The organism is Pseudomonas sp. HP_12, from assembly GCF_055283955.1.
Window position 1 is genome coordinate 49,776 of record NZ_JBTOQG010000019.1, and the last position, 10,439, is coordinate 60,214.

Here is a 10,439-nt window from a genome sequence, read left to right on the forward strand (position 1 = left end):
GAGACCGATATGCTCGACTCCAAACTGCTGCGTACTCAACTTCAGGACGTAGCGGATCGCCTGGCTTCCCGTGGCTACACACTGGACGTGGCCCGCATCGAAGCGCTGGAAGCCCAGCGCAAGACGGTGCAGACCCGCACCGAACAGCTTCAGGCCGAGCGTAACGCCCGTTCCAAATCCATCGGCCAGGCCAAGCAGCGCGGCGAAGACATCGCGCCGCTGATGGCCGACATCGATCGCATGGCCGAAGAGCTGAGCACCGGCAAGAAAGAGCTGGACGCCATCCAGTCCGAGCTCGACGCCATGGCCCTGAGCATGCCGAACCTGCCCCACGAATCGGTGCCGGTGGGCGCTGATGAGGAAGAGAACGTCGAAGTGCGCACATGGGGCACGCCGGCGTCGTTCGATTTCGCGGTTCAGGACCACGTTGCCCTGGGCGAGAAGTTCGGCTGGCTGGATTTCGAAACCGCCGCCAAGCTGTCCGGCGCCCGTTTCGCGTTGTTGCGGGGCCCGATTGCGCGCCTGCACCGTGCGCTGGCGCAATTCATGATCACGCTGCACATCAACGAGCATGGTTACGAAGAGACCTACACGCCGTATCTGGTCCAGGCGCCTGCGTTGCAGGGCACCGGCCAGCTGCCGAAATTCGAAGAAGACCTGTTCAAGATCTCCCGCGAAGGCGAGGCCGATCTGTACCTGATCCCGACCGCCGAAGTGTCGCTGACCAACATCGTCTCCGGGGAAATCATCGACGCCAAGCAGCTGCCGTTGAAGTTCGTCGCCCACACCCCGTGCTTCCGCAGCGAAGCCGGCGCGTCGGGCCGTGATACCCGCGGCATGATCCGTCAGCACCAGTTCGACAAGGTTGAGATGGTGCAGATCGTCGAGCCGGAAAAATCCATGGAAGCGCTTGAGAGCCTTACCGGTCACGCCGAACGCGTTCTGCAACTGCTCGAATTGCCGTATCGCGTGCTGGCGCTGTGCACCGGCGACATGGGTTTCAGCGCAGTGAAAACCTACGACCTGGAAGTGTGGATTCCGAGTCAGGACAAATACCGTGAAATCTCGTCGTGCTCCAACTGCGGCGATTTCCAGGCGCGTCGCATGCAGGCGCGCTGGCGCAACCCGGAAACCGGCAAGCCGGAACTGGTTCACACGCTGAACGGTTCGGGTCTCGCAGTGGGTCGTACGCTGGTGGCGGTGCTGGAAAACTACCAGCAGGCCGACGGCTCGATCCGCGTGCCGGACGTCCTCAAGCCCTGGATGGGCGGCATCGAGGTGATCGGCTAAATGGAATTTCTGCCGCTGTTCCATAACCTTCGGGGCGCTCGGGTGCTGGTGGTGGGCGGCGGCGAGATTGCCTTGCGCAAGTCTCGCCTGCTGGCCGACTCCGGGGCGGTGCTGCGCGTGGTTGCCCCCGAGATCGGAGCGGAGGTGCGCGAGCTGATCGAGCGCAGCGGCGGCGAAGAGATTCTGCGCGGCTACACCGAGTCGGACCTCAATGGTTGCGTGCTGATCATCGCCGCCACCGACGACGAGCCGCTCAATGCGCAGGTGTCAGCCGATGCCCGCCAGCGCGGTGTGCCGGTTAACGTGGTGGATGCGCCTGCGCTGTGCAGCGTGATCTTCCCGGCCATCGTTGATCGGTCGCCGCTGGTGATCGCGGTATCCAGCGGTGGCGATGCGCCGGTGCTGGCACGGCTGATCCGCGCCAAGCTGGAAACCTGGATTCCACCGACGTACGGGCATCTGGCCGGTCTGGCCGCGCGCTTCCGGCATCAGGTGAAAGGGCTGTTTCCCAACGTTCAGCAGCGCCGGGCGTTCTGGGAGGATGTATTTCAGGGGCCCATCGCTGACCGGCAACTGGCCGGGCAGGGCGCCGAAGCAGAGCGGCTGTTGCAGGCAAAGATTGACGGCGATGCGCCGGCCACCACCGGCGAGGTGTACCTCGTGGGCGCGGGGCCGGGCGATCCTGATCTGCTGACCTTCCGCGCGCTGCGTTTGATGCAGCAGGCGGATGTCGTTCTGTACGACCGCCTGGTAGCACCGGCGATTCTGGATCTGTGCCGCCGCGACGCTGACCGCGTCTACGTGGGCAAGCAGCGCGCCGATCACGCCTTGCCCCAGGATCAGATCAACCAGCAACTGGTGGATCTGGCCAAGCAGGGCAAACGCGTGGTGCGACTGAAGGGCGGTGATCCGTTCATCTTCGGCCGTGGCGGCGAGGAAATCGAGGAACTGGCGGCTCACGGCATTCCCTTCCAGGTCGTGCCGGGCATCACGGCGGCCAGTGGTTGCGCGGCCTACGCCGGCATTCCGCTGACCCATCGCGACCACGCGCAGTCCGTGCGTTTCGTGACCGGCCACCTGAAGAACGGCTCTACCGACCTGCCATGGAAGGATCTGGTTTCGCCATCCCAGACCTTGGTGCTCTACATGGGCCTGATCGGGCTGCCGGTCATTTGCGAACAGCTGATCAAGCACGGTCGCTCGGCCGACACCCCTGCGGCGCTGATTCAGCAGGGCACCACAGTCAACCAGCGCGTCTTCACCGGCACACTGGCCAATCTGCCGCAACTGGTCGCGGAGCATGAGGTTCATGCGCCGACCCTGGTGATTGTGGGCGAAGTGGTGAAGTTGCGGGAAAAACTGGCGTGGTTCGAAGGGGCGCAGGCGAGCGTTTGATCACGACATGCGCCTGCCTGGCTTTGCGAGAGCTACACAATTCTTGTGGGAGTGAGCTTGCTCACGAAGACTGCCTTCCAGCCGCTGAAAATTTTGCGGATGCACTGGCCTATTCGCGAGCAAGCTCGCTCCCACAATGATCATGCGCCGGGTGACGGGTTTCAGGTCTTTAACTGAAACCCATCAGTCGTTGTGCAAGATCCCTTTTCCGCTCAAACGCCCGCGATCATGCTCGCCGCTAAAGTCCTGCTGCGGGCCTTTTGGCACGATGCCGGTCGGGTTGATGGTGGCGTGGCTTGCGTAGTAGTGATGCTTGATGTGCACGAAATCCACTGTCTCGGCCACGCCCGGCAGCTGGTACATCTCGCGCACCCAGTTGCTCAGGTTCGGGTAGTCGGCAATGCGCCGCAGGTTGCACTTGAAGTGTCCGTGATACACCGCGTCAAAGCGAATCAGCGTGGTGAACAAGCGCACGTCCGCTTCGGTCAGGTATTCACCCGCCAGGTATCGTTTCTCGCTGAGCAGGCTTTCCAGCGCATCGAGCTCGGCAAACACTTCATCGAAGGCCTCTTCGTACGCACCTTGTGACGTGGCGAAACCGGCGCGGTAAACACCGTTGTTCACGGCCGGATAAATTCGGTCGTTCAGCCGGTCGATCTCGTTGCGCAGCGGCTCTGGATAGAGATCCAGATGATTGCCGGTCAGGTCGTCGAACGCCGAATTGAACATCCGGATGATTTCCGACGATTCATTGCTGACGATGCGATTCAGTTGTTTGTCCCACAGCACCGGCACGGTCACCCGGCCGGTGTAGTCGGCGGTGTCGGCCAGGTAGCGCTGGTACATGAAGGTATGGCCATCCAGCGCGTCGCCGGTAGACCCTTTCTGCTTGTCGAACGTCCAGCCGTTCTCGCGCATCAGCCAACTGACCACGGAGACGTCGATCAGACTTTCCAGGCCCTTGAGCTTACGGACGATCAGCGTCCGATGGGCCCACGGGCAGGCAAGAGAAACGTACAAATGGTAGCGACCGGCTTCCGCCTTGAAGCCGCCTTCACCGGACGGGCCGGGCCGACCATCGCTGGTGACCCAATTCCGGCGCTTGGCTTGCTCGCGCTGAAAAGCGCCATCTTTGCTGCTTTCGTACCACTGGTCTTGCCAGCGTCCTTCAACGAGAAGGCCCATGTCTGACTCCAAAGTGAGCTGTACCGAAGTACGTTGGAGATCAGTCTAAAGGCAATCGTTCGAACGAATAACGCAAAGACTGGGGGGTAGCTATCGGCTAAATCGATCTGTTTCGGTTCGCCCAATACTGCTCGGCCTGCGCGAAGGCTTCAGTTCGCGGCATCCCGAGGCCTCGCAGTGCCAGCGCCATGGTGGCGATCAGCGCCAGTTGCGGGTAACTGTCCTCGATGTCGCCTTTCCAGATCGCGAGCAGATGCTGCGGATCGAGGGTGGCCGGCTTCACGTGGCGACGGTCCGACAACGCCGGCCATTCCTCGTCCCACGGCTGACCGTCAGTCGTGCCATACAAGTGGCTGATGGTGTCGGGATTGATCTCGACTTCACCGCCGTCGCCCTTGATCACGATGGCGTGGTCGCCGAGCAGGCTGCTGGCGTCGCGATGCACGCCCTGATAGCCCGGATGGAAAATACTCTGCAGCCCGCAGCGGGCACCCAGCGGATTGAGGATGCGCGCCAGGGAATGGATCGGCGAGCGCAGCCCTAGCGTGTTGCGCAGATCGATCATGCGCTGCAGCTGCGGCGCCCAGTCGCCGAGGGGGAAGAACGCAATGTTCTGCTGCTCCAGCGCTTCACCCACCGCCTGCCAGTTGCGGCACAGCGGAATGCCCAACAGCTCCAGCAACTGCTCGCTGTATAGGCGGCCGCCGGTGTGGGCGCCGCCGCCGTGCATCAATACGCGCACGCCGTTCTGTGCCAGGCACTTGGCGGCCAGCAGGTACCACGGCAGATGACGCTTTTTGCCGGCATACGTGGGCCAGTCGATATCGACCTTCAGTTCCGGCGCATGCAGCCGCTCGCGCACCGCTTCGGTGAAACCCGCGAGCTCATCCGGGCTCTCTTCCTTGTGCCGAAGCAACATCAGGAATGCGCCGAGCTGGGTGTCTTCGACTTTTTCATCGAGCACCATGCCCATGGCTTCCCGCGCTTCGGCGCGGGTCATGTTGCGCGCACCACGCTTGCCCTTGCCGAGAATACGCACGAAGGGCGCGAACGGATGCTCGGCAGGGGTTTCGATGACGAGGGGAGTGAAGTCGGTCATAGGCAATTGGTCGGCTTGGGCAGGCCCGCCAGCTTGGCGGCAAGTTTGGCGGGAGTGCCGTTGAACAGACGATTCAGGTGCAAGCTGTTGCCCTTGTCGGCGCCCAGTTTCAGCGCGGTGTACTTGACCAGCGGCCGTGTGGCCGGGGACAGCTGAAACTCCGCGTAGAACGCACGCAGCAGTTCGAGAATTTCCCAGTGATCGGGAGTAAGGGCGATGTCCTCTTCAAGGGCCAGGGCTTCGGCGACTTCACTGGACCAGTCGTGGAGGTCCTCAAGATAGCCGTCTTTGTCCAGCGCGATGCTGCGCCCGTCGACGATGAGCTGTTTCATAGCCACGTGTTGACCTTGTCGTATTGCACCGAGAGCGCCACGAAGCCGGCGTAGTCGACGCCTTGGGCCCAGTCAGGCAGCGCGATGTTTCGAGCGGTGGCGTCTTCATCGAGCACGAACAGTTTCAGGCTGCCCGTTTTCGCGCTCAGTGCCTCGGCGGTAGCGGTGTCTTCGCGCAGTGCATAGGTTGCGTCGCCGCACAAAAGGATCGCGTCTTGACTGCCGAGCACGCGCAGGCAACTGCTCAGGCGCGAATCGGTAAAAGGGGAGTGAGAGAGTACGTGCAGGGTAGCCATCAGATTGTGATCACCTGGTCGTAACGGTCAATGAGCCCAGCGATTTGCGGGTCATCCAGTACCTGAAGGGGTTCGACGCTCAAGCCGGTTGGCTGCATCCCACGCTGATTCAGGCTGGTGCCGCAGGCGAACAGGTCTTCCACACCGAACATCGACAACGCTTGCAGGTTGGCGGTCAGGTCTTTCTGCTGCACCTGGCTGGGGTTCTGCGCCGTCGCCAGCTGAAACACGCCGTCGTCCATGAACAGCAGGGCGACCGGCAGATCGAACGCGCCGCCGGCCAGGGCAATGTCCAATGCCTCGCGGGCATCCGGACCGGACCATGGCGCCTGACGGCTGATGATCAACAATGACTTCGCCACGTCACGGCCCTCCGAAACAAATCAAACGGTCGGCCGCCTGGACCGCGTCGTGCAACTGACCCAGCCCCGACAATTCCCACGGTGCAGCAAGGTTCGCCGCAGGTCGCGAATAGCGTTCCGCTTCTTCGCCATTCAATAAGCCCCGGCGCAGGGCCGCTGCGATGCAGACCACGCCATCAAGCTGGTGGGTGGTGACGAAATCACGCCATTGCGCGGCAGTGTCCGACTCGTCCTGAGGCGACACGACATTGCCGGACGCGCTGTGTACGCCGTCCTGATAAAAGAACAGGCGGACGATTTCATGGCCCTGGGCCAATGCGGCTTTGGCGAACAGCAGCGCACGCCGTGAGGAGGGCGCGTGGGCGGGCGAATGCAGGGCGATGGCGAACTTCATGGGCGGCTCGGTGGGGCGCTGGCAGGGAACATGGGCGCAATGATAAAGAATTCATGAACGCCGGACAGCAAAAAGCCCGCCGAAGCGGGCTTTTTGTTTAAGCGGGCAAACTGATCAGTCTTTGCTGCCCATGATGCCGAAGATCTGCAACAGGCTGATGAACAGGTTGTAGATCGATACATACAGGCTGATGGTCGCCATGATGTAGTTGCGCTCACCGCCGTGGATGATCGCGCTGGTCTGAAACAGAATGCAGACCGACGAGAACAGCACGAAGCCGGCGCTGATCGCCAGTTGCAGGCCGCTGATCTGGAAGAACATGCTGGCCACCACGGCCCCGAGCAACACGAAGAAGCCTGCGGTGATGAAGCCGCCGAGGAAGCTCATGTCCTTGCGGGTGATCAGCACGTAGGCCGACAGACCACCGAAGACCAGTGCCGTCATCGCAAACGCGGAAGCAACGACTTCAGCGCCGCCCTGCATGCCGATGTAACGGTTGAGGATCGGGCCGAGGATGAACCCCATGAAGCCCGTCAGCGCGAACGCCGAGACCAGACCCCACGCCGAATCGCGCAATTTGTTGGTCAGGAAGAACAGACCGTAGAAGCCGATTAGTACGACGAAGACGTTCGGGTAACGCACGTTCATCTGTTGTGCAACGAACGCCATGACGCCGCTGAAGGCGAGGGTGAGGGCCAGAAGGCCGTACGTGTTGCGCAGGACGCGGCTAACCTCTAGCTGCTCGACCTGCACGCGGTTGTTGACTGCGTAATCCTGTTCGCGCATGGCGCTACTCCTGATGGTGAAAACGAAGGGTTTGAAACCTCAAGTTGCAAAGATCATAACAGAGGCGAGGCAGCGCGCTAGCCGGAGAGTTTGACAGCTTGTTTCATTACGGTATTATGGCGCCCGCAAAGCGACGGAGGGGTGAAAAACTTCCGACGCCAGATGCTTCGGGGAATTGGCAGAGTGGTTGAATGCACCGGTCTTGAAAACCGGCGAACGTTAATAGCGTTTCTAGGGTTCGAATCCCTAGTTCCCCGCCAAACACAGTAAAAAGCCCTGCATATGCGGGGCTTTTTCGTTTCCGGGGTTTGGTTGGCGATGGGCCCTGAAGTCCGGATGTCAGGGCCGCGGTGGGCTAAAGCCGGAACTTGCCGACCATGTCATTGAGCCGGACCGCCAGCTTCGACAGCTCGTTGCTTGCTTCCAGTGTCTGTCTCGCGCCTTCGGTGCTCTGCATTGCCAGATCCCGAATGCTCACCAGGTTTCTGTCCACATCGCGGGCAACATGGGCTTGCTCCTCCGACGCCGTCGCAATCTGCATATTTCGTTCATTGATTTCCAGGACCGCATCGGTGATCAGGCGCAGGGACGAGCCGGCGTCTTTCGCAGAGGTCAGCGTGCTGTAAACCTCCTGCCTGCTTTTGTCCATGGACTCCACGGCAGCGGCAGACCCTGACTGGACCTTGGTGATCATCTGCTCGATTTCCTGCGTGGACAGTTGGGTCCGGTGCGCCAGTGCTCGAACCTCGTCTGCCACCACAGCGAATCCTCGTCCCTGTTCCCCGGCGCGCGCCGCCTCAATCGCTGCGTTCAACGCGAGCAGGTTTGTCTGCTCGGCAATGGCCCTGATGACGCTCAGCACTTTTGTAATATCGTCCGCCTGACTGGCCAGGGCCTTGACCTGAACCACTGAGTTGTCCACGAGGTCGGCGAGGCTCGTCATGGCCGTCACCGTGTTGACGACCCTGCGGTTGCCCTCTTCGGCGGATGTGCTGGATGACTTCGCGGCCTCGGACGTTGAGTTCGCATTTCTCGCCACTTCCTCCACTGCCGCACTCATTTCGGTGACCGCAGTGGCCGCCTGTTCGATCTCGCTGTTCTGTCTTTGAAGTGTCCGGTCTGCGCTTTCGGTGATCGATGTCATTTCGACGGAGGCGGTGCTCAGTTGGTCGGCTGCTCCCGATATCTCGGTGATCGTGGTCTTTAAATTGCCGGCCATGACATTGAGCGCAATCATCAAACTGGATACCTCATCTCGCCCCGTCACGGGGAGGACACCGGAGAGGTCGCCCGTCGCGATTTGCTCCGCGAAGGTCAATGAGCTGGCAACCGGCTTTACGATGCTTCGGGTCAGGGCATACGCCAGGCCTATGGTGAGCACCGATGCAACCAGAACAACCGAGATAAGAACCATGATGCTGTGGCTGTAAACCTCTGCAGCGCGATGCCCGGCGTTAACTGCGTTCTGTGAATTAAGGTCTCGCAGCTTTGTGAGCTCTGCCTGATACTGCGTCGCGGTCTGCGCCTGTTCGTTGTTGGCATAGTCCAGCGCGCTTTGATGGTCGGTTTTATTCAGCGAAATAATGTTTTTGACGCCAGCTATGTATTTCTCCATCAGGCCGTTCGCGGTCTGAAACTGCTTGTTATCCTCTTCGTCAGTAACCAAGTGTGCTCGGTAGTAACCCGTCTTGTCTTCGAGCATGGCAATGTCCTGAAAAATACTATCGGTGACCTTGCGTTGTGCGTCTGAGCCCGCCACCGCTAGCGATCGTATGCTTTCCAGCCGGGTATGCAGCAGGGCGATCTGGATATCGTCAATTACCTGAATGCTGGGCACCACGTCGGTTTCCAGCTTTTGTTCAGTGGTACGCATTTCATCAATTTGAAAGTAGGCGAACACGCCAAGGCCTAGCAGAATGAGCGTAATCAGACCAAAGCAGAGCAGCGCTCTGGTCGAAATCTTGAAGTTTTGTAGTTGCATATGGGTTTCTCCGGAGCTCCAAAGGAATGCTGAGGTCCGTTCCAGCTATCAGCGTGTCTGCCGGATTTTCGATTACTTAAGGTACGTCCAGCCGAAAGGCAGGCCTATAGCTATCATGGTTGCGTGTTTGCTAAGTGCTAAATAATCAATTAACTAATTCTTCATTTAACACTGCCAATGGGTTTGCAAACGCGGCGAGCGTGAGGCGATTATTGCTTCTCGGGATCGCCCCGAAATACCTGCCAACTATTAAGGAACACTATGCCGTTTAAAGACCTTTGCCTGGCATTGCTGGTCATCATTGCGTGGGGTTTGAATTTCATCGTGATCAAATACGGCCTGGATGGCCTGCCGCCGATGTTGCTGGGCGCAATGCGGTTCACGCTGGTCGCGATTCCCGCGGTGTTTTTCATTCGCCGTCCGCAGTTGCCCTGGTTCTGGCTGCTCGCGTATGGAGCGACCATTTCCTTCGGTCAGTTCGCCTTTCTGTTCGAGAGCATGGCCCGTGGCATGCCACCGGGGCTGGCCTCCTTGCTGCTGCAGGCGCAGGCATTCTTCACGCTGCTGTTTGCGGCGATATTCATCGGTGAGAAATTACGCGTGTATAGCGTGGCGGGCTTACTCATTGCTGCTGGCGGACTGACCCTTATCGGCATGGGCACGGGGGCTGCGACCCCGCTTCTGGCGGTGTTGCTGGTGTTGTGCGCGGCCTCGATGTGGGCGCTTGGCAACATCATCACGCGCCGGTTTGGGAACGTCGATCTCGTCGCCCTGGTGGTCTGGGGTGCGATCGTTCCGCCGCTGCCGTTTCTCGCCATGTCGCTGTGGCTGGAGGGGCCAGCGCTCATTGAGCATTCGTTGCTTAATCTGGGATGGAGTTCAGTGCTGTCGCTCGCTTACCTGGCCTTCGTCGCCACGCTGTTCGGCTACATCAGCTGGAGCAAGCTGCTGTCGCGCTATCCAGCGGGCAAGGTCGCGCCATTTTCTCTGCTGGTGCCGGTGGTCGGCCTCAGTTCCTCAGCGTTGGTGCTGGGCGAGCGACTCAGCGTGCTGCAATGCGCGGGGGGTGTGCTTGTGATGTTGGGTCTGACGGTAAATCTGCTTGGGCCCAAGCTGTTCAGTCGTGGGCGACAAGCGACCGCTTGATGCGCGGGGATCAGGGTTTCGCGATTCAAACCCGATTCAGGCAAGTGGGGGGGGGGGGGCGGGGCCCCGCCCCGCCGCGGACAAGCGGGGCGGCCCCAAACCGGGAAAGGCGGAAAGAACAAAAGAAGGGACGAAAAAAAAAAAGTGGGGAATAAGAAAGAGCAACAACCCCC

The 10,439-nt window shown here is 60.4% G+C and carries 11 protein-coding genes, 1 tRNA gene and 1 pseudogene; 4 read left to right on the forward strand and 9 right to left on the reverse strand.

Annotated features, from left to right (window positions below):
• The first annotated feature begins 9 nt into the window (after positions 1–9).
• Positions 10–1,290 carry a serine--tRNA ligase gene (gene serS, locus ACYASU_RS14380; protein ID WP_282370030.1) on the forward strand — a complete coding sequence of 427 codons (1,281 nt, stop codon included), beginning with the start codon at positions 10–12 and terminating at the stop codon, positions 1,288–1,290.
• Positions 1,291–2,685, forward strand: a complete 1,395-nt coding sequence (cysG, locus tag ACYASU_RS14385) for a siroheme synthase CysG (protein WP_463583173.1) — start codon at positions 1,291–1,293, stop codon at positions 2,683–2,685. It abuts the gene before it with no gap.
• Between the two features lie 183 nt (positions 2,686–2,868).
• Here the strand turns inward: cysG and ACYASU_RS14390 are convergent, their stop codons facing one another.
• The 7 genes from ACYASU_RS14390 to ACYASU_RS14420 all read right to left on the reverse strand — a co-directional run bounded on the left by ACYASU_RS14390 (position 2,869) and on the right by ACYASU_RS14420 (position 7,139).
• Positions 2,869–3,870, reverse strand: a complete 1,002-nt coding sequence (locus ACYASU_RS14390) for a glutathione S-transferase family protein (RefSeq protein WP_463583174.1) — start codon at positions 3,868–3,870, stop codon at positions 2,869–2,871.
• A gap of 97 nt (positions 3,871–3,967) precedes the next feature.
• Positions 3,968–4,969, reverse strand: a complete 1,002-nt coding sequence (locus ACYASU_RS14395) for a glycosyl transferase family protein (protein WP_463583175.1) — start codon at positions 4,967–4,969, stop codon at positions 3,968–3,970.
• Positions 4,966–5,301 carry a TusE/DsrC/DsvC family sulfur relay protein gene (locus ACYASU_RS14400; RefSeq protein WP_463583176.1) on the reverse strand — a complete coding sequence of 112 codons (336 nt, stop codon included), beginning with the start codon at positions 5,299–5,301 and terminating at the stop codon, positions 4,966–4,968. Before ACYASU_RS14400 ends, ACYASU_RS14395 begins: the two co-directional genes overlap by 4 nt.
• A complete protein-coding gene (gene tusB, locus ACYASU_RS14405) occupies positions 5,298–5,597 on the reverse strand; it encodes a sulfurtransferase complex subunit TusB (RefSeq protein ID WP_463583177.1) in 300 nt (99 codons plus the stop codon). The genes ACYASU_RS14400 and tusB overlap by 4 nt, the downstream gene beginning before the upstream one ends.
• The gene (tusC, locus tag ACYASU_RS14410; protein ID WP_463583178.1) at positions 5,597–5,959 is read right to left on the reverse strand and encodes a sulfurtransferase complex subunit TusC; all 363 of its coding nucleotides are present in this window, start codon (positions 5,957–5,959) and stop codon (positions 5,597–5,599) included. Before tusC ends, tusB begins: the two co-directional genes overlap by 1 nt.
• A gap of 1 nt (position 5,960) precedes the next feature.
• Complete coding sequence (tusD, locus tag ACYASU_RS14415; RefSeq protein ID WP_192174822.1) at positions 5,961–6,353, reverse strand: sulfurtransferase complex subunit TusD; 393 nt, start codon at positions 6,351–6,353, stop codon at positions 5,961–5,963.
• A 114-nt stretch (positions 6,354–6,467) separates the two neighbouring features.
• Positions 6,468–7,139, reverse strand: a complete 672-nt coding sequence (locus ACYASU_RS14420; protein WP_133777231.1) for a Bax inhibitor-1/YccA family protein — start codon at positions 7,137–7,139, stop codon at positions 6,468–6,470.
• A 169-nt stretch (positions 7,140–7,308) separates the two neighbouring features.
• Here ACYASU_RS14420 and ACYASU_RS14425 point away from each other — a divergent pair.
• Positions 7,309–7,399: transfer RNA gene (locus tag ACYASU_RS14425), tRNA-Ser, on the forward strand.
• A 95-nt stretch (positions 7,400–7,494) separates the two neighbouring features.
• On the opposite strand, the gene ACYASU_RS14430 is transcribed toward ACYASU_RS14425, so the two are convergent.
• Complete coding sequence (locus ACYASU_RS14430; protein WP_463583180.1) at positions 7,495–8,376, reverse strand: methyl-accepting chemotaxis protein; 882 nt, start codon at positions 8,374–8,376, stop codon at positions 7,495–7,497.
• Positions 8,353–9,120 (reverse strand): annotated as a pseudogene (locus tag ACYASU_RS14435) (MCP four helix bundle domain-containing protein); the annotation flags it as partial. The pseudogene ACYASU_RS14435 and the gene ACYASU_RS14430, both read right to left, overlap by 24 nt.
• 261 nt (positions 9,121–9,381) lie before the next feature.
• Between ACYASU_RS14435 and ACYASU_RS14440 the strand changes: the two are divergent.
• The gene (locus ACYASU_RS14440; RefSeq protein ID WP_463583179.1) at positions 9,382–10,266 is read left to right on the forward strand and encodes an EamA family transporter; all 885 of its coding nucleotides are present in this window, start codon (positions 9,382–9,384) and stop codon (positions 10,264–10,266) included.
• Positions 10,267–10,439 lie beyond the last annotated feature (173 nt).